This window comes from Streptomyces sp. NPDC057638 (genome assembly GCF_042800315.1).
Taxonomy (GTDB): Bacteria; Actinomycetota; Actinomycetes; order Streptomycetales; family Streptomycetaceae; genus Streptomyces.
In genome coordinates, this window is the sequence record NZ_JBHVHF010000147.1 from 1 (window position 1) to 19,429 (window position 19,429).

The window sequence follows — 19,429 nt, forward strand, 5'->3', positions numbered from 1 at the left end:
GCACCGCTCTTCGCGGTGCTGCCCGGCGGGGCGGTGGCGACGGTGGCCATCTGGCGTGCGCGCCCCCGTCTACTTCCGGCCGGCCGCGGCGACGGCCTTGTCGATCAGCGGCAGATACCGGTCGATCGTCCACGGCACGGTCAGCGGGTTGATGATCGAGGAGGCGGTGACGAAGGAGGTGTCGGCGCTGGAGACCACGGCGCCCTTCTTCACGGCGGGCATGCTCGCGTACAGCGGCTGCGCCTCGACCTCCTTCTTGTTCTTCGCGTCCGTGTAGAAGGTGAAGAGCAGATCGCTGTTCTTGAGCTTCTCCGCGTTCTCCAGGCCGATCAGCGCGGAGTCGGTGCCCTTGGTCTCCTTGAAGGTGTCCACCACCGGGTCGACCTTCAGACCGAGCGAGGAGAGCATCGTGACGCGCTGCTCGTCGGGCTTGAAGACGCCGAGGGTGCCCGGTCCGGTGTTGTAGATATACGAGAAGGTGTGGTTCGCGTAGTCGGGGCGCGTCTTCGCGGCGTCGGCGAGCTGCTTCTCGATGGTGCCGATCAGCTTCGGAGCCTGCTCCGGCTTGCCCATCGCCTTCGCGATCACCTGGATCTGCTCGTCCCAGTTGGTGGACCAGGGAAGATCCGGGTAGGCGACGGTCGGCGCGATGTCGTTGAGGATGTCGAACTGCTTCTGGGTGACGCCCGACCACGGCGCGAGGATCAGATCCGGGTCCAGTTCCAGGATGGCCTCGGTGTCGAGTTCCTCGCCGCCGGTGAACTGCTTCGGCAGCTTCTCGCCGCTCTGGGTGACGGCCTCGTGGATCCACGGCAGATAGCCGGTCTTGTCGCTGCCCCAGGCGTAGCTCTCGATGCCCACCGGGGTGGTCCCGAGCGCGATGGCCGTCTCGGCCGAGCCCTGGCCGAGGGTGATGATCCGCTTCGGCTCCGCCGGGATCTCCGCCGTGCCCAGCGCGCTCTTGATGGAGACGGGGAACGCTCCGCCGCTCTTCTGCTCCGCGCCCTTGTCGGCCTTGGCGGTCTTGTCGTCCTTGTCACCGCCGGACGACGAGCAGCCGCCGAGGGTGAGGACGGCGGCGGTGGCGGTGGCCGCGACGGCGAGCGCGCGACGGCGCGCGCGGGTGAACCCGAGCATGGATGTTCCTCAAGAGATCGGTGTGCAGGGCGGCCGACCGGTGCTCCGCCGGGGCGGGACCCTGGCGCCCACCGTGCCGCGCTCCGCCCGCGGGAAGGGCCCCACCCCTTCCGGAACTCCGCCACGGATGGTGTCACCGGGAAGGCGACACGGGATCGGGCGAGGAGCACGACGAACGTCGGCTGATCGACTTAGGTAAGCCTAAGCTATCAATGGTCCGCCGTTCAACCGGCCGGGGTGACCCGGCCCGGGGAGAGCGGGGGTGGCGCGCCGCACCGGAGGGGTTAATTCCGTTACGGTACGCCGCGTGAGGCGTCGCGCGGCCGGGGCGGGGATGGCCTCCCGGGCTCGTGAGGGGTCGCGCCAAGACTTGGCTGAAATGTTTCTCCGGGAGGTCACCCACCCGTGAACGGGCTGTCACGGAGAGCGTGCGCTCCCTAGCATGGCCGTCTTATTAGATGTTGATTCCATACGACGTGGGTGAGGACTGGATGCGAGCGGAGTCGTGGCGCCCGGACGCCATCGACACGAAGGTGCCCAGCGTGGCGCGGATGTACGACTACTACCTCGGGGGCAGCGACAACTACGAGTCGGACCGCAACGCGTGCGAGGCGCTGCTGGAACAGGTCCCCAGCACCAAGGTCCTCGCGGTGAACAACCGCCGCTTCCTCCAGCGCGTGGTGCGGCTGCTCGCCCGTGACTACGGCATCCGCCAGTTCATCGACCACGGGTCGGGTCTGCCCACCCAGAACAACGTGCACCAGGTCGCCCAGTCGATCGATCCCGCCTCGCGGGTGATCTACGTCGACAACGACCCCATCGTGCTGGCGCACGGCCGGGCGCTGCTGGAGGAGGACGACCGCACCGCCGTCATCCACGCCGATATGCGGGACACGGAGAGCATCTTCAGCCACCCGGAGACGGCCCGGCTCATCGATCTGAGCCAGCCCGTCGCCGCGCTCTTCGTCTCCGTACTGCACTGCATCCCCGATGAGTCCTATCCGGGCGAACTGGTCCGGGATGTCGCCTCACGGCTCGTGCCGGGCAGCTTCATGGTCGTGTGCCAGCTGGTCAGCGAGCGCCCGGAGATCCGCCAGTTCGTGACGGACTTCATGGCGGAGGCGACCGGGGGGCACTGGGGCAGGGTCCGTGAGGAGAGCGAGGTCACCGAGTTCTTCGACGGGATGGAGATCCTGGAACCCGGGCTGGTGGAGGTCTCCACCTGGCGCCCGGACACGGAGCTGGCGCCCATCCAGCAGACCGACGAGTGGATCGAGTGGGGCGGGGTCGCGCGCCTCGGCTGACGCCTGGTCCGCGCCGGTCGCTCGTCAGCCGTCAGCCGTCAGTTGTCCGCCGGTCGTCGGCGCCGGTCCTGGTCGTGTGTGCCCTCTCACCGGTGGGCGCGGACGGCCGGGGCCGTGGGCGGGACCGGCGCGGAGGGGAGTGTTCAGAGGCCGGTCAGCCGGTCGCGCAGCACGGTCTGGGAGCGGCCGGGGGTCATCGCGCACGCCCCGAGCCCGTCGAGCATATTGCGGTACTGCTCCACCGTCTGTGGCTTCTGGCTGAAGGTCGAGTCCGTCAGATGCTCGATGTAGACCGCGTCCCTCAGATCGCTGAGGGCGAAGCGCAGATAGGTGACCCCGGTGCCGATGCCGATGGCCGCCGACACATCGAGCGGCGCGATCTGGAGCGTCACCCGGGGCCGTTCCATCATCTCCAGGAGATGGCGTATCTGTCCGCGCATCACCTCGCGCCCGCCGACGGTCCGCAGCAGTACGGACTCGTCGATCACCACCCAGAGGTAGGGGGCGTCCGGCTGGTCGAGCTGGTGCTGGCGCGCCTGGCGCAGCGCGACCCGGCGCTCCACCTCATGGGCGAGCAGCCGGCCGGGACCGGCCTTGATCACCGCATGGGTGTAGGACGGGGTCTGGAGGAGCCCCGGCATATAGAACGGCTCATAGGTGCGGATCCGCTCGGCCGCGCCCTCCAGGGAGACCAGCGGGGTGAAGAAGTCCGACAGGACGTCGCTGTAGGAGCGCCACCAGTCGGATCTGCGGGACTGGTCCACCAGCCGCAGGAACTCGCCGATGACGTCGTCGCCCTCCACACGGTAGAGCGTGAGGAGGGCGAGGGCGTCGGCCCGCTTGCAGCCGTGTCTGCCGAGTTCGATGCGGCTGGTCTTGGAGCGGGAGAAGCCGAGGGTGCGGTCCACGTCGGCCGGGTCGAGCCCGGCGGCGGTCCGCAGCTCGCGCAGTTTGCCGCCGAGGATCAGCTTCAGTGCCGTGGGGTTGTTCTCCACCGCCCCCAGCGGTCGTGCGAACAACGACTCGTTCGGGTCGGCTACGGCCATGTGGGCGCTCCCGCGGACGCTGATGTGAAGCTGTCAGTATCGCCCATCGCAAGACCACTGCATACGGAAGATGGTGTTCCTCCGTATCGTTTCAGCCGTTGACGGCGGCTTGGTCGAGGGTGAACCCCGGTCCGGGCCCGGCTCCGCCCCTGCCGGGAGGGGCGTATGTCGGGAGAAGGGGACATCCGCCGGGAGGGGCCCGGGCTCCGGGCGGTTTCCAGGGGTTCGGCCCACGGGCGGGACCCCCGCCCGTGGGGTGAGCCTCAGCCGATGACCGAGTCGAAGTCGCCGGAGCGGGCGCCCGCCACGAACGCCGCCATCTCGTCCCGGGTGTAGACGAGCGCCGGTCCCTGGGGGTCGCGGGAGTTGCGCACCGCCACGGAGCCGTCCGGCAGTCCGGCCACTTCCACGCAGTTTCCGGTCGCGTTGCTATGACTGCTCTTGGTCCAGACGGCCGTGGTCAGCTCGCTTGCCCGTATGCCGTTGAAGAAACGTTCCACTGCAACAGCCTCTCGCTCTTGGTTCGTTGGGTCCGCCCCGGGATCCGGCTGAATGCAATCCCATCTGCAATCCCAGATGCAATTGCATTCTCCGGCGGAGCTCGACCATACTCGTTCCATGGCGACTGCGGCAGCGCCGAACTCCTCATCCTCCAGGGGGACATGACCAGTGACGACGCATGTGGCGGGCGCGGCGGACGTGAGTGTTCCGTGTGATGAGGGACGGAGAGGCCGGGAGTCCGGTGGGGAGCAGCCCCTCGGTTCGTCCCCGGCGCTCGGCTCGTCCAGAGCGCTCGGCTCGGCGCCCGCGCTCGGTTCCTCCGTACCGCTCGGCGCGTCACTGGTGGGCGGCGGACCGCCGTGGGCGGCCGGTCGTGAGGTTCCTCCGGGCGGCTTCGCCGCGTGTGGCCTCGACGGAAGGCTGCGCAACGCGCCGCAGGCCCGCCGGTTCGTCACCCTGACCCTGCGCAAGTGGGCGCTGGAGAGTCTGGTGCCCGACGCGACGCTGGTCGTCAGTGAGCTGGTCACCAACGCCGTGCAGCACGCGCTCGTCCCCGGTGTCCCGCGCCCGGGGGACTACCCCGTGTGGCTCGGCCTCTTCCGCCACCCCGCCGACATCGTCTGCGCGGTCACCGACCCCAGCTCCTCCCCGCCGCGCCCGCGCGACGCGGACGACGGCGCGCTCGGGGGCCGGGGTCTGGCTCTGATCGGTGCCCTGAGTCAGACCTGGTCCTGGTCGCTGACCCCGCCCCGGGGCAAGACGGTCTGGGCGACCCTGCCGCTGCACCCCTCGGTGAACTGATCGGCACGGGGTGGGGAGAATCGATTCTCCCCACCCGATGGTCTCCCCCTCCCGGCGGTCCGTCGTTCAGTGCCCCGCGCCGGCTCCCGCCGTGCCCGCCACGCCTTCAGTGCCTTCCGTACCCGCCATACCTTCGAGGAACGTCGTCACCACCTCGATCCCTCCGATACGGGACGGATCCACCCGGCGCGGATCGTCGCCGAGCACGGTCAGATCGGCGCGCTTGCCCGGGGTGAGGCTCCCCGCGCTCTCCTCCCAGTGGCAGGCGTAGGCGGCGTCCACGGTGTAGGCGCGCAGCGCCTCCTCCACCGTGAGGGACTCGTCCGGGCCGATGATCCGTCCGGACGAGGAGGCCCGCTCCACCATGAACTGGATCGCCCGCAGGGGTGCCCCCTCGGTGACGGGCCGGTCCGAACTGCCCACCAACCGCACCCCGTGCTGCCGGAAGGACCGCCCCCGGTAGAGCCAGGCCGACCGTTCCTCGCCCATGATCGTGGCGTAGTCGTCGCCGAAGTACCGCAGAAAGCTCGGCTGGACGACAGGGGTCGCGCCCACCCGTGCGAACCGGGGTATCTGGTCCGGGCGGACCAGCCCCGCGTGCTCGATCCGGTGCCGGGCCTGTGGCCGGGGCCGCTGCCGCTGGGCCTCCTCCAGCGCGGAGAGGGCGATGTCCACCGCGCGGTCGCCGATCGCGTGGACGGCGAGCTGCCAGCCCGCGAGATGCCCCGCCACGATCACCTCCTCCAGCGGGCGCGAGGTGCGCTGGACCCGGCCGAGGGAGTCGGTCCCCTCGTACGGAGTCGTCAGCGCGGCGGTCCTGGCCATCATGCCGCCGTCGACGAAGACCTTCAGCGCCCCGAGGGAGAGCCGCCCGTCGCCGAAGCCGGTCCGCAGTCCGAGCCCGAGGGCGTGTGAGGTGCGGTCCTCAGGCGCCGCGTCGACCGGACCGAGGGCGTCCGCCGCCACCATGAGCTGGACCCGCAGGGGCAGCCGCCCGCTCTCCAGGGCGTGCTGGAAGGCGGCCGCCTCCAGGGGGCTGTGCGCGAACAGTCCGCTGCCGACACCCGCCTCCGCGCAGGCCGTGATCCCCTCGGCGCGGCAGCGCAGCCCGGCGCGCTCCACGGCCGCGGCCAGCGCCTCCTGGGTACGGGGCGGGCGCAGCCGCAGGGCCGCGCTCATCGTCTCCTCGGCCAGGAATCCGTCCGAGCCACGCGTGGCCTCGGGCGGCAGCAGCGCCAGGATGGCGGAGTTCACCATTCCACCGTGGCCGGAGTCATGGCCGATGAAGACCCGGCGGCCGTCGCTGACCGCGTCCAGTTCGGCCGCCGTCAGATGGCGGCCCAGCGGTCTCTGGTCATAGCCCGCCAGATCGACCCAGCCTCCCGGCGGCGCGGCGGCCACGGCGTCGGCCACCGCGCGGAGCACGTCCTCGACCCGGGCGCACGGCGCCACGCTCGGGGTCGCCTCCTTCAGTCCGGCCCAGAGCAGATGGACATGGCTGTCGATCAACCCCGGCAGCACCGTCGCGCCGTCCAGGTCGACGACGCGCCGCGCGGGCAGGGCGGCGACCTCCTCGTCCAGTCCCACCACACGGCCGCGCCAGATCCCGAGTTCTCGGGCGGTGGGCCGGTCCGGGTCCATCGTGACGATGTTGGCGTTGGTGACTCTGGTGCAGAGCACGGGGATCCCTTCGCTGTTCGGGCGGACGACCGGGTGCCGCCATCGGCGGACACTGTGGCTGATGGTGTGGTCGTGACTCCGGTGGGCGCAAGGGTGCGGTCGGGCGGACGCGGTACGGAGGGGGTGGCCCCGCCCCGCGCTCGGCTCGGTCCGCGAGGTCCCACCGTCCGAGGCGCCGAGGGCCCTGCCTCAGGGCTTGGGGGCCCGGGTGGGAGCAACCCCCACCTCTGGGTCCCGCACCCCCACCGCTGGACCTTGTCCGGGGAGGGCGGCGTCACGGTGCGGACGCGACCCAGGGGCGGGGGTGGCGCGTCGTGGAGGCACCGGCGCCCGCGTCCCGGCCCCGTGATCACAGCCGCCTCGCCGCGTGATCGCCCCCGTACCGACGGCGGCGCGGGGGCGAGGAGCGGGGCCCGGCGCGAGATGACCGGGAAGGGATGGTTAGTCTAGCCTTACCTAAGTTCGCGCTTCCGGGGCCGGGCTCCGCGGAGCCTGCCCTGACGGGCGCGGTCAGGGCGGACGACCGGCCGGAGCCGTCGTCGCGCGCTCCCACCATGGTGGCGGCGTTGCGGGCGGTGCACGGTCGCCGCGGCCCCGCTGCGTGCGCTTCGTGCCGTTCGTACGGGGCGAGTTCCGGTGGTGCCGGAGTGTCCCGGCCCCCGCTCCGCACCGGCCGTTCCGCGCCACCCGGCCCGCTGTCCCACGGGGGAGAGCGGCGCCGGACGATCACCCGACCAACCGAAGGACCACCGATGGCCCGATCCCTCCGAACCCCCCGGCTCGCCACCGCGCTCGCCGCCGCACTGCTGCTCCTGGGCACGGCCACCGCCTGTGGTGGCGACAAGGGCGGCTCCGGCGCGGACGCCGCCGCGAAGGGGACCGGCGGCGGTGCCTTCCCCGTCACGATCGCGCACAAGTACGGCTCCACCACCGTCCCGTCCGAGCCCCGGCGCGTCGTGACCGTCGGCTTCACCGACCAGGACGCGGTACTCGCCCTCGGTACCGTGCCCGTCGGGACCACCGAGTGGGTGGGCCAGTACCCCGGCGCCGTCGGTCCCTGGGCCGAGGACAAGCTCGGCGGCAAGAAGCCGACCGTGCTGAAGAACCCTGGCACCGGCCCCCAGGTGGAGCGGATCGCCGCGCTCAAGCCGGACCTGATCGTCGCCGTCTACGGCGGACTGACCAAGGAGCAGTACCAGGCGCTGTCGGCGTTCGCCCCGGTGGTGGCCCAGCCCAAGGAGTACAACGACTTCGGCGTGCCGTGGCAGGAGCAGACCCGCCGGATCGGCCAGGCCCTCGGCAAGTCGGCCGAGGCCGACCGGGCCGTCGCGGACACCGAGGCGAAGCTGGCCGCCGCCGCGCGGCCGGAGTTCAAGAAGGCGACCGCGCTGGTGGCCACGCCCTACGAGGGCCACTTCGTCTTCGGCTCCCAGGACTCCCGCTCCCGGCTGCTGGGCAGCCTCGGCTTCGGCTCGCCCGCGGGGCTCGACAAGGTGATCGGCGGCCAGTTCGGCGCCAGCATCAGCAAGGAACGCACCGATCTGCTCGACCAGGACGCCATCGTCTGGATGGTCGGTGATGTCGCCAAGGACGCGGCCAAGCTGCGCCAGGACTCGTCGTACGGCGATCTGAAGGTGGTCAAGGAGGGGCGCGAGGTCTACATCCCGGAGAAGACGGCCTACGGTCACGCCATGTCGTTCGGCACGGTGCTGAGTCTGCCGTACGTGGCGGAGCGGCTCAGCGCGCAGCTCGCGGCGGCCGTGGACGGGAACCCGGCGACGAAGGTGGAACAGCCCGCGTCCTGACGCGGCGTGGGTGCGGCCGCCCCGGCGGTCGCACCCGGTTCCCAGGCGTACGGGGACCGGGCGCCCGGCCCTCGTACGCCCGGCGTCCGTACGCCCGGAACCGGGTGCGGGTGATCCGCGTCGGGCGCGGTCTGCCGGGCTGGCCCACGCCCCCGCTGGCCCACGCACCCGCTGTCCCTCGCTGGCCACGGTCCCGCTGTCCCCCGCTGGCTTCCGCGCTCCCGTACCGGCCTGTGATCCCCCGTACCGCCCCTGCCCGACCCGTCCCGGGACAACCCCGGGCGGGAGGGGGAAAACGGGCGCAGTAAGGTTAGGTTTACCTAATTCAACAGAGGTGTGCCTGGGGTGGTGCCGACACCGGCCCGTACCGGTCTGCCTCATCCGACCCGAGGAAGTGACGTGCGGAGACCGGAAACCGGACCGGCCACCGAGGCACACCCCCCGCCCACCGGAACCGCGCCCGCGCCGCGCGCCCGTGTGGCCCGCGTGCTCCTTCTCGGGGTGCTGCCGGTCGCCGCGCTGCTCGCCCTGACCGTCGCGTCCCTGGCCTTCGGCGCGCTGAACGTCCCCGTCGGCGAGGTGTGGCGCACCCTGCTCGGCGACGCGCCCACCCGCACGGTGGAGAACGCGATCTGGTCCGTGCGCGTACCGAGGACCGTCCTCGGGGTCGCCGCCGGGGCCGCGCTCGGGCTCTCCGGGGCGCTGATGCAGGCCCTGACCCGCAACCCGCTGGCCGAACCCGGACTCCTCGGTGTCAGCGCGGGCGCCGCGTTCGCGATCGTCGTCGCCACCGGAGTGCTCGGCCTCACCTCCGCGTACGGCTACATCTGGTTCGCCTTCGCCGGGGCGCTCGCCGCGAGCGTCCTGGTCTATCTGATGGCGGGCCTCGGCGGATCGGGGGCCACACCGGTCAAGCTCGCCCTCGCGGGTGTCGCCGTGACCTCCCTCCTCTTCTCGCTGACCAGCGCCATCGTCCTCGACTCACCCGAGGCGCTCGACCGCTACCGCTTCTGGTCCGCCGGATCGCTCGCCAACCAGGGCGTCGGTGAACTGCTGCGCGTGCTGCCCTTCCTCCTCGCGGGTGCGGCCCTCGCCCTCGCGCTGGCGCCCTCGCTCAACAGCCTGGCCCTCGGCGACGACGTGGCCACCGCGCTCGGACAGCGGCTGGGTCTGGTGCGCGCCCTCGGGGTCACCGCCGTCACCCTTCTCACCGGAGGCGCGGTCGCCGTCATCGGTCCGGTCGTCTTCGTCGGACTCGTCGTCCCGCATGTGGCGCGGGTGCTGACCCAGTACGCGGGTATCGGGCCCGACTACCGCTGGATCCTGCCGCTCTCGGCCGTACTCGCGCCCTGTCTGCTCCTCGCCGCCGATGTCGCGGGACGGCTGCTGGCGCGGCCCGCCGAGATCCAGGCGGGGATCCTCGTCGCCTTCATCGGCGGCCCCTTCTTCATCGCGATGGTCCGCCGTCGACGTCTCGCGGAGTTGTGAGCATGACCGACCTGCCGCCCGATCCGTCCCGTACGACACCAGTCGATCCGTCCCGTACGGCCACCGCTCCATCCCGTACGGCCGCTGACCCGGCCCGCACCCGTAGCGCCGCCGCGCCGGTCCTCGCGCGTGACCGGCGTGCCTACCGGCTCGCCGTGCCGCCCGTCTCCGGGGTGCTGCGCCCCCGGCTCGCGCTGGTCTGCGCGGTCCTGTTCGCCGCCGTCGTCCTCGCCTTCTGCTGGGGTGTGGCCGTCGGTGACGTCCCCCTGCGCCTCACCGACGTGGCCGGTGTCCTCCTCGGCGGCGGCGACCCCGGTACCCGGCTCATCGTCGAGGAGCTGCGGCTGCCCAGGGCGCTGACCGCGCTGCTGGTCGGGATCGCCTTCGGGGTCTCCGGCGCCCTCTTCCAGACGGTCACCCGCAACCCGCTGGCCAGCCCGGACATGGTCGGCATCACCCAGGGCGCGGGCGCCGTCGTCGTCGCCGGGATCGTCCTCGGCTGGGACGGCGGCCTCGGCACCCAGGCGCTGGGTCTCCTCGGGGCCCTCGGTGCCGCGCTCGTCGTCTATCTGCTCGCCTGGAAACGCGGTACGACGGGCTACCGCATCGTCCTCGTCGGCATCGGCGTCGCCTGGATCTGCACCAGCGTCACCGACTACCTCATGGCACGCGGCGAACGGTTCCAGGCGGGCTCCGCCCTCGGCTGGCTGGTCGGCAACCTCAACGGCCGCACCTGGGAGCACATCGGGCCGCTGGCCGCCGCCATGGCGGTCTGCCTTCCCGCGGCACTGCTGCTCGGACGGCTGACCCGTACCCTCCAGCTCGGTGACGACGTCGCCCGTGGCCTGGGCACCCGGGTCCAGCCCGTACGGATCGCGGTGCTGCTCTGCGGGGTCGTCCTCGTCGCCTTCGGTACGGCGGCGGCGGGACCGATCGCCTTCGTCGCCCTCGCCGCGCCCCAGATCGCCCAGCGGCTCGCCGCCACGCCGTGGCCACCACCGTTCGCGGCGGGGCTCACGGGGGCGCTGATGGTCCTTGTCTCCGACCTCATCGCCCGTCAGGTGATGGCCGACACGGAACTCCCGGTCGGGGTCGTCACGGGAGTCCTGGGCGCGCCCGTCCTGCTCTGGCTGCTCATCCGGGCCAACCGCGCGGGCTCGGGGGGCTGATGCCATGACCGACGCACCCGTCCCCGGGACCGCCGCGGCGGTCCCACCGTACGCGGGCCCGGACACCCGGACCCCCGTACGGTGGGGCACCCCGGCCCCACCCCACCATGAGGGCCCCGGCCCCCTGACCGTGACGCCGACCCAGGAGGCCGACGCCGTGAACGACCAGCCCGCCGACGCCGATCCGTCCGTGATCCCCCCGCGCCCCGGGGCGGCGGCGAGCGAGGGCGGCGGTGTGAACCCCGCGCCCGAACTGCGCGCCAACGCGCTGACCCTCGGCTACGACGACCGGATCATCGCCGAGGGCCTCGATGTCGCCCTTCCCGCCGGCCGGATCACCGCGATCGTCGGCGCCAACGCCTGTGGCAAGTCCACCCTGCTGAGGGCGCTCGCCCGGCTGCTCACCCCCCAGGCGGGCACCGTGACCCTCGACGGTCGTTCGGTGCACTCCACACCCACCCGGGAACTCGCCCGTACGCTCGGCATCCTGCCCCAGTCGCCCGTGGCGCCCGAGGGGCTGACCGTGATCGACCTCGTCACACGCGGCCGTTCGCCCCATCAGAGCTGGTGGCGCCAGTGGTCCAGCGGTGATGAGCGCGCCGTCCACGACGCGCTGCGCGCGACGGGTATGACCGAGCTCGCGGGCCGGTCCGTCGACGAGCTCTCGGGCGGGCAGCGCCAGCGCGCGTGGATCGCGATGGCCGTCGCCCAGGGCACCCCGATCCTGCTGCTGGACGAGCCCACGACCTATCTCGACCTGGCCCACCAGATCGATGTGCTGGACCTGGTGACGGACCTCAACCGGGAGGAGGGACGGACGGTGGTCATGGTGCTGCACGACCTCAACCAGGCCTGCCGGTACGCCGACCATGTCATCGCCATGAAGTCGGGCCGGGTCGTCGCCCAGGGCGACCCCCGCCAGATCATCACCGCCCCCCTGGTGGAGCGGGTCTTCGGGCTCCGCAGCCAGGTCGCCCCCGACCCGGTGAGCGGCACCCCGATGGTCATCCCGATGGGTCGCCACCACACCGTCACGGTCTAAGCCGTTCCGGAACCGGAGCGGCCCGGCTCTGGGCCTGACCTTCTCGTCACCGGGAGTGCTGGGGCCGTGGTCGAGGGTGGTGTAGACCGTTGACGGTTGTAAAATCACTGGTCAGGGAGGTGCGTTCGGCCTGGGGGCCAGCGACATGCCCCCGGCGCCGCCGCGTGAGCGGTTGGCGCGATGCATCATGAGATGGCGTGTGCCAAGTGGTGGTCATGGCGAGGGCCCGGAGCGGTCCGATGCCACACGGGGGAGGCAGTGTTGCGCAGAGGGCTGGTGCCGTTCATCGTCGTCGTCCAGTTCCTGTTGGTGTTCCTCGCACCACCGGCGGGCGCCTCGATCTCCACCGCCGTCTTCACCAGGACAGCGACCTGGGACGGTGGTTACCAGGGCCGGTACACCATCACCAACGGTGGTTCCATGTCGATGCGCGACTGGAGCGTCTCCGTCGATCTGCCCTCCGGTACCAGTGTCCGGGCGGCCTGGGACGCGGGCGTCACCCGGGACGGCCGCCGTCACACCTTCACCAGCCAGCGTCACAACAGGACCCTGGCGCCCGGTGAGTCCACGACGTTCGGCATGGTGCTCGCCGGTGTCGACGACCCGGTCAACTGCTCGCTCAACGGCGCCTCCTGCGGGGGCGGTCCCGGCGCCGGAAACCGGATCCCGCCCGCCGTACCAGGTCAGATCCGGGTCAGTTCGGCCACCGACACCTCCCTCACCATCCGCTGGCTCGGCGCCGGCGGACCCAACGGGCCCGCCGCCGGGTACGAGATCTCGCGCGACGGCGGCCCGCCCGTCCCGGTCAGTGGCACGATCACCACCCTCACCGGTCTGCGGCCCGCCACCGACCACTCCCTGCGGGTCCGCTCCCGTGACGCGTCGGGCACCGTCTCCGACTACAGCGCGCCCCTCGTGGGCACCACGGCCGCGCAGGGGGGCGCGCCCGCCGGGCGCCCGGTCACCGTCGCCTATGTGAACGTGGAGGGCTCGTCGACCGCGACCCTGCCCGAGCTGGCGCGGAACAGCGGGCTGAAGCGGTTCGCCCTCAGCTTCATCACCGGGAGTGGCTGCCAGGCCAGATGGTTCAACGCCTATGACGTCCGCGGGGGATGGGCCCGGGAACAGATCGACGCCCTGCGCGCCGCCGGGGGCGAGGTCACCGTCTCCTTCGGCGGCGCCAGCGGGCGCGATCTGGCGGAGACCTGCCGCACCGTGGACGCCCTCTTCGCCGAGTACGACGCCGTCGTCTCCACCTACGGTCTGACCCGGATCGATATGACACTCGACAACGGCCGGGCCCAGCCGGCGGTCCTCCAGCGCCGTTCCCAGGCCCTGGCCCGGCTCCAGCGGGCCCACCCCGGGCTGCGGATCTCCCTCACCGTGCCCGGCTATCCCGAGGGGCTGACGCCCGAGGGCCTGTCGATGGTCCGCGCCGCTCGCGCCGCGGGTGTCGAGATCGAGCTGGTGAACGTGATGACCCTGAACCACCGGCGGACCGTGGACTACGGCGGCGCCGCGATCAGCGCCGCGCGCCATGCCGTCGCCCAGCTGGCCGGGGTCTATCCCGATCGGAGCGCGGCGGAGGTGCGCGCGCTGGTGGGGGTCTCCCCGATGCTCGGCCAGAACGACGACGGCCGGGTCTTCGACCAGGACGACGCCCGCGAACTGGTCGACTTCGCGCGGCGGGAGGGGCTGGGCGGACTCTCGTTCTGGGAGATCACCCGCGATCGTGACGCGTGTATGGGGGCGCTCTACCAGTGCACCAACATCCCGCAGAGCCGCTATGAGTTCTCCCGGATCTTCGCGACGCTGACCCGCTGACTCCCGGCCGCTGACTCCCGCCCGGTGGCCGGTGATCCGGCCCGGGTGGCCGGCGGACAGCGGCCGCGTGTGGCGGGTGGTGTGGCGGGCCGCCCGCCGTCCGGTGGGGGCGTTCTGAGAGAGTGCGACCATGCCCACCTGGATAACCCCGCGCCGGTTAGGCGCCACCGCGATCCTGTACGCCGTCTTCGTCAGCGGCTGGTACCTGGGCCAGCCGCTCGGCGACGTCGGCTGTGAGGACTCCGAGATCGCCATGGAACCGGACCCGCCGCCGACGATCGGGGAGCCCGGTGACGTCTCCGTCGACCTCTCCCGGGCGGTGGCGACGGTCGAGGGCGTCCTCACCCAGGACTTCGTCGCCACCACATCGCTGGTCCCCTGCGAGCCGTCACCGCACCACCCCCGCCTGGTGGCCTGGCTCACCGGCGACTGGCGCTGACACCCCATTAGAGTGCGGGCATGACCTCTCCGCCGGAACACCCGCCACAGCTCGTCTCGGACGACGATCGCGAGAGCGCGGTACGACGCTTACAGGACGCCTATGCCGAAGGGCGCCTCGCCCACGAGGACATGGACGGACGGCTCCAGGGGGCTCTCACCGCCACGACGCGCGAGGAGTTGGAGCGGGCCCTGACCGGGCTCCCGGCGGATCCCGCGGACACCGTGTCGACGATCGCCGCGGGCGGCGGACGGATCGTGCGGCGTGGCGTGTGGCGGGTGCCGAGGTCCCTGATCGTGGAGTCCGCGCTGGGACGGGTGCGGTTGGACCTGTCCCGGGCGGTCTTCGAACATCCGGTGGTCGATATCGAGCTGCGCCTGGGCATGGGCGGGGCGAAGATCACGGTTCCGCGTGACGCGATCGTGGAGACCGAGGCGCTGACGGCCGGGTGGAAGGGCCCGGTCTACCAGGCCCCGCGTCGCTCCGGCGGTGCTGGGCCGAGGATCCGGATCTCCGGGACCATGGGCTATGGAAAGCTGACGGTCCGTCACGCACGCCGCTGAGCACGGCGTTCCGTACGGCGGCGGGGTCCGCGTCCCCGTACCGGTGCCGGACACGGGACAGGCCCGGACGCACGGGGCGTCCGGGCCTGTCGGGATATCGCGTCAGCGTTCCTCGCGGGCGAGGATCAGAGGTTGGCGTCCACCAGCTCGTGCGGCGGGACGGTCACCGTGCGCTTGCCCGGCTTGCCGCCGAGGACGATCTTCCGGAGCGCGCTGTTGTTGGTGAGGCTGGTCTCCTTCAGCCGCTTCTCCGGGTTGGCCAGCACCTGGATGTAGTAGGTGCCGTTCGGGACGTCGGTGATGTCGAAGGACTGGCCCGGCAGGTCCTGGGTGTAGGTGTCACCGGAGCCGACGTCCAGCACCTCGCGCACCGAGATCGAGCTCTCCTGGCCGCAGGCGGTGGAGAGGTCGGTGTTGGACGGGTGCCAGTTGGCGTTCTTGACGGTGTAGTCGACCGCGTCGGTGTTGGCGAGGCAGAACGCCTCCTTGCCGCTGCGGACGGCCTCCTTCTGGTCGGCCTTCAGCAGCCGGTAGCTGGCGAAGTCCGTGAAGTGCCAGTGCTCGTGGCCGGGACGCGGGTCCCACTCCATGGTGCCGGTCGGGGTGTAGCCGACCTGCTTGCCGTTGGCGTCGTAGAAGTACTGGTAGGCGTCCATCAGCTCCTTGCCGGGAGTGCGGAAGCCGTCCACGACGAGCTTGGCCGGGCCCGCGTTCCAGACGTTGGCGCTGAAGGACAGGTAGTCCTTGCCGGGCTCGTTCTCGTCGCTCTCGCTGATCATGATCCCGTAGGCGGGCAGCGAGCGCAGGTCGGGCTTGGGCACGTTCGGCACGCTGGCCTTGCCGGTGGGGCGCTTGGCGTTGGGCTTGGCGCCCGGGGCCTTGCGGGACCCGTCGGTGCGGCCGGGGCCGTCGCCGACGTTCGCCAGGGTGCGGGCGTTGGCCTTCAGCGCCCAGGGCAGCGCGGGCGGGGCCGGCGGGTGCGGGCCGTGGCCGACGTTGTACGCCGGGCCGGTGCCGCTGGTGGCCTCGCCGAGGGTGCGCGGGGCCTGCGGGGCGCCGTGGTGGGCGTGCCCGGCGGAGTGGTCGCCGTGGCCGGAGGCGGCGGCGCGCCCCATGCCCATCTCCTCCCAGGACCGCTCACGGACCGTCAGGTTGATGGTCTGCGGCTTGTTGGGGATGCCGAACAGGTCGCGGTACTTCTTGGTCACCGAGACCTTCGCGGTGTACTTGCCCGGGGCGATCTTGATCTGGTCGCCACCGTAGTAGCCCGCGTAGGTGTTGGACGCCCAGCCCTTCTCCACGCCCCAGACCGAGCCGAGGGTGAACGGGTTGGTCGGGCAGCTCTCCGGGTACTTCGACTTCGCCGGGGCGTCCGGGCGGACCCGGCCGGAGGCGTTGTTGGGGCAGAAGGACTCGGTGCGCTTGGCCACCGTCTTTCCGGCCTTGTCGGTGATCGTGATCTGGGCGAAGCCCGGCAGACCGGAGAAGTCCTTGACCGTGCCCGCGGGGAGGGTCTTGGTCGTGGTGGTCTTGCCGTCCCGGACGATCTGCTGGATGACCACCGGGTGCTTGTAGGACTTGCGGGTGATCCGCAGTTCCAGGGCGGCCTTCTCGGCGGTCAGATAGGTCCCGAGGTCGAGCCAGACCCCCGGGTCCTCCTTCCAGCTGTCCAGGGTGACGTTCTTGGACGCCGCGATCAGGCTCAGAGCGGGCGTGGGGGACTTGGCCGCGCTGGAGTCCGGCGCCGCGGCGACGACGGCGGCGATCACGGTGAAGGCCGCTGATCCCGCGAGCGCGGAACGCCAGAGACGACGGTGCTGAGAACTGGTCATCGTTCCTCGTTGTGTTACGAGTACCACTGGGATGTTGGGTGGGCGGTCCCGCGCCGGTGGACTCGGTCAAAGCCCTGCGCGCCGCTCACCACCTGAGAGAGGCGAGGCGGCCTCAGGGTTGTCTGTGGACATGAAAATGGTGAATCGTTGGCTGAAAAGTAACTGATCTCTAGTGGATTGAGCCTTCTTTTTCCTCTTTTCCTGTTCTATTGAGCTGATTTGTGGTAGAGGGGCTCGTCACTCTGGCGGGGGCCTGGCTGGGCCCTGGCCGTGAAACGGGAGGCGGGAGTGGGGCCGGTGAGCGAGGATGGGCGACGACCCCCTCAGCCCGTCCCGGACCGACGCGCGTCACGCGCCGGTCCGCACCCGCCACGCGGGGTCGCGCGCCCAGGAACACCACGACAGCAAGGGAACCCGTATGCCCGCCGACCCCAGCATCCCGGCCCCCTCCGCCCTGCCCGCCGACCACCACACCGTGATCCAGGTCCGGGGAGCCCGCGAGAACAACCTGCGGGGAGTCGACGTCGATCTGCCCAAGCGCCGGCTCAGCGTCTTCACCGGCGTCTCGGGCTCCGGAAAGTCCAGTCTGGTGTTCGGGACCATCGCCGCCGAGTCCCAGCGGCTGATCAACGAGACGTACACCGCCTTCGTCCAGTCCTTCATGCCCAGCCTCGGCCGTCCGGAGGTCGACGGACTGCACAACCTCAGCGCCGCCATCGTCGTCGACCAGGAGCGCATGGGCGCGAACTCCCGTTCCACGGTCGGCACCGCCACCGACGCCTACAGCATGCTCAGGATCGTCTTCAGCAGGCTCGGCACCCCGTACATCGGGACCTCGGGCGCCTTCAGCTTCAACGTTCCCGAGGGCATGTGTTCGCGCTGTGAGGGGCTGGGCGAGGTCGCGGACATCGACGTCGACCAGCTCGTGGACCGCGACAAGTCACTCAACGAGGGCGCGATCACCATCCCCGGCCACGCCGTCGACTCCTGGCCCTGGTCGATCCTGGTCGCCAGCGGCTTCTACGACCCCGGCACCAAGCTGCGGGACTTCACCGAGCGGGAGTGGGCGGACCTGCTCCACAAAGAGGCCGTGAAGGTGAAGGTGGGCACCAACAACTTCACCTATGAGGGCCTGGTCACCCGGCTGCGGCGGACCTGGCTGGCCAAGGACCGCGACGGGCTCCAGCCCCATATCCGCGCCTTCGTGGACCGTGCCGTCGTCTTCACCCGCTGCCCCGAGTGCGAGGGCACCCGGCTCACCCGCGCCGCGCTCTCCTCCCGGATCAACGGCGTCAATATCGCCGAGTGCTCGGCGATGCAGATCAACGAGCTGGCCGACTTCCTGCGTGGCATCGAGGACGCCTCGGTCGCCCCCCTCCTGACCAGCCTGCGCCATCTGCTCGACTCGCTTGTCGACATCGGACTGGGCTACCTCAGTCTCGACCGGCCCTCGGGCACCCTCTCCGGCGGTGAGGCCCAGCGGGTGAAGATGGTGCGCCACCTCGGCTCCAGCCTCACCGATGTCACCTATGTCTTCGACGAGCCCACCGTCGGCCTCCATCCGCACGACATCCAGCGGATGAACGAACTGCTGCTGCTCCTGCGGGACAAGGGCAACACCGTCCTCGTGGTCGAGCACAAGCCCGAGGTGATCGCCATAGCCGACCACGTGGTCGACCTCGGCCCCGGCGCGGGCGAGGCGGGCGGGGAGATCTGCTACACCGGGGACGTCGCCGGACTGCGCGCCTCCGGCACCCTGACCGGACGGCATCTGGAACACCGCGCCACCCTCCGCGAGACCGTGCGCGCGCCGCGCGGACACCTCACCATCAAGGGCGCCGACCGGCACAACCTCAAGGACGTCAGCGTGGACGTGCCGACGGGCGTGCTGACCGTGGTGACCGGTGTGGCGGGGTCGGGCAAGAGCTCTCTGATCCATGGCTACCTCGCCAGGCAGGAGGGCGTGGTCGTCGCCGACCAGTCCCCGATCCGGGGCTCGCGCCGCTCCAACCCGGCCACCTACACCGGCCTGCTCAATCCCATCCGTACCGCCTTTGCCAAGGCCAACGGCGTCAAGGCCGCCCTCTTCAGCGCCAACTCCGAGGGCGCCTGCCCGCACTGCAACGGGCTCGGACTGGTCTACACCGATCTCGCGATGATGGCCGGAGTCGCCTCGGTCTGCGAGGAGTGCGAGGGCAAGCGGTTCACCCCCGAGGTGCTGACCTACACCCTGCGTGGCAAGAACATCAGCGAGGTCCTCGGGATGTCGATCGCGGAGGCCCACGACTTCTTCCCCTCCGGGCAGGCCCACACCATCCTCGGGCGCCTGACCGACGTCGGACTCGGCTATCTCCGCCTGGGCCAGCCGCTCAACACCCTCTCCGGCGGTGAGCGCCAGCGGATCAAGCTCGCCATCCATATGGCGGAGAAGTCCTCCACCTACATCCTGGACGAGCCCACGACCGGACTGCACATGGCCGACGTCGACAAGCTGCTGGCCCTGCTGGACCGGCTGGTCGACGAGGGGAACACGGTCGTCGTGATCGAGCACCACCAGGCCGTGATGGCGCACGCCGACTGGCTGATCGACCTCGGCCCGGGCGGTGGTCACGACGGCGGGGAGATCGTCTTCACCGGCACCCCCGCCGAACTGGTCGCCTCCGCCGACACCCTCACCGCCCGTCATCTGCGGGAGTACGTGGGCGGGGCGGCCCGCTGACGGGCCGGTAGGCGCGGGAGTACGGGGGCGGCGCGGTCCGCCGGTCCGGCCCGGCCACTCCCGTACCGCCGACCCCGGC

General features: G+C 71.3%; 15 protein-coding genes. 10 read left to right on the forward strand and 5 right to left on the reverse strand.

Going from position 1 to position 19,429, the window contains the following annotated elements; all coding sequences use genetic code 11:
• Positions 1-69: 69 nt before the first annotated feature.
• Entirely contained in the window at positions 70-1,137 is a 1,068-nt protein-coding gene (locus ACFVIM_RS20150) for an iron-siderophore ABC transporter substrate-binding protein (RefSeq protein WP_384303039.1), read from the reverse strand.
• 491 nt (positions 1,138-1,628) lie between these two features.
• On the opposite strand from ACFVIM_RS20150, the gene ACFVIM_RS20155 reads away from it, so the two are divergent.
• Positions 1,629-2,441 (forward strand): SAM-dependent methyltransferase, encoded by an 813-nt coding sequence (locus tag ACFVIM_RS20155; RefSeq protein WP_384303041.1) that lies wholly within the window; start codon positions 1,629-1,631, stop codon positions 2,439-2,441.
• Positions 2,442-2,584: 143 nt separating this feature from the next.
• On the opposite strand, the gene ACFVIM_RS20160 is transcribed toward ACFVIM_RS20155, so the two are convergent.
• Positions 2,585-3,487 (reverse strand): helix-turn-helix domain-containing protein, encoded by a 903-nt coding sequence (locus ACFVIM_RS20160; protein WP_384303043.1) that lies wholly within the window; start codon positions 3,485-3,487, stop codon positions 2,585-2,587.
• A 263-nt stretch (positions 3,488-3,750) separates the two neighbouring features.
• Positions 3,751-3,987 (reverse strand): DUF397 domain-containing protein, encoded by a 237-nt coding sequence (locus ACFVIM_RS20165; RefSeq protein WP_384303045.1) that lies wholly within the window; start codon positions 3,985-3,987, stop codon positions 3,751-3,753.
• A 169-nt stretch (positions 3,988-4,156) separates the two neighbouring features.
• Between ACFVIM_RS20165 and ACFVIM_RS20170 the strand changes: the two genes are divergently transcribed.
• Positions 4,157-4,789, forward strand: coding sequence for an ATP-binding protein (locus ACFVIM_RS20170; RefSeq protein WP_384303047.1), 633 nt, complete (start codon positions 4,157-4,159; stop codon positions 4,787-4,789).
• A gap of 66 nt (positions 4,790-4,855) precedes the next feature.
• Here ACFVIM_RS20170 and ACFVIM_RS20175 read toward each other — a convergent pair whose 3' ends face one another.
• Complete coding sequence (locus ACFVIM_RS20175; protein WP_384303049.1) at positions 4,856-6,469, reverse strand: amidohydrolase; 1,614 nt, start codon at positions 6,467-6,469, stop codon at positions 4,856-4,858.
• Between the two features lie 752 nt (positions 6,470-7,221).
• On the opposite strand from ACFVIM_RS20175, the gene ACFVIM_RS20180 reads away from it, so the two are divergent.
• From ACFVIM_RS20180 to ACFVIM_RS20210, 7 genes are all read left to right on the forward strand, one after another.
• Entirely contained in the window at positions 7,222-8,274 is a 1,053-nt protein-coding gene (locus ACFVIM_RS20180; protein WP_384303051.1) for an iron-siderophore ABC transporter substrate-binding protein, read from the forward strand.
• A 477-nt stretch (positions 8,275-8,751) separates the two neighbouring features.
• Positions 8,752-9,762 carry a FecCD family ABC transporter permease gene (locus ACFVIM_RS20185; RefSeq protein ID WP_384303063.1) on the forward strand — a complete coding sequence of 337 codons (1,011 nt, stop codon included), beginning with the start codon at positions 8,752-8,754 and terminating at the stop codon, positions 9,760-9,762.
• A gap of 2 nt (positions 9,763-9,764) precedes the next feature.
• Positions 9,765-10,931: a FecCD family ABC transporter permease gene (locus tag ACFVIM_RS20190; protein ID WP_384303053.1), complete on the forward strand. Its 1,167-nt coding sequence runs from the start codon at positions 9,765-9,767 to the stop codon at positions 10,929-10,931.
• Between the two features lie 190 nt (positions 10,932-11,121).
• A complete protein-coding gene (locus ACFVIM_RS20195; RefSeq protein ID WP_384303065.1) occupies positions 11,122-11,973 on the forward strand; it encodes an ABC transporter ATP-binding protein in 852 nt (283 codons plus the stop codon).
• 261 nt (positions 11,974-12,234) lie between these two features.
• A complete protein-coding gene (locus ACFVIM_RS20200; RefSeq protein ID WP_384303055.1) occupies positions 12,235-13,797 on the forward strand; it encodes a cellulose binding domain-containing protein in 1,563 nt (520 codons plus the stop codon).
• 130 nt (positions 13,798-13,927) lie between these two features.
• On the forward strand, positions 13,928-14,236 hold the full coding sequence (locus ACFVIM_RS20205) for a hypothetical protein (protein ID WP_384303057.1): 309 nt from the start codon (positions 13,928-13,930) through the stop codon (positions 14,234-14,236).
• Between the two features lie 20 nt (positions 14,237-14,256).
• Complete coding sequence (locus ACFVIM_RS20210) at positions 14,257-14,799, forward strand: DUF1707 domain-containing protein (protein WP_384303059.1); 543 nt, start codon at positions 14,257-14,259, stop codon at positions 14,797-14,799.
• Between the two features lie 125 nt (positions 14,800-14,924).
• Here the strand turns inward: ACFVIM_RS20210 and ACFVIM_RS20215 are convergent, their stop codons facing one another.
• Positions 14,925-16,631: a lysyl oxidase family protein gene (locus tag ACFVIM_RS20215; protein WP_384303061.1), complete on the reverse strand. Its 1,707-nt coding sequence runs from the start codon at positions 16,629-16,631 to the stop codon at positions 14,925-14,927.
• A gap of 418 nt (positions 16,632-17,049) precedes the next feature.
• Here ACFVIM_RS20215 and ACFVIM_RS20220 point away from each other — a divergent pair, with 418 nt between their 5' ends.
• A complete protein-coding gene (locus tag ACFVIM_RS20220; RefSeq protein ID WP_384303067.1) occupies positions 17,050-19,350 on the forward strand; it encodes an ATP-binding cassette domain-containing protein in 2,301 nt (766 codons plus the stop codon).
• Positions 19,351-19,429 lie beyond the last annotated feature (79 nt).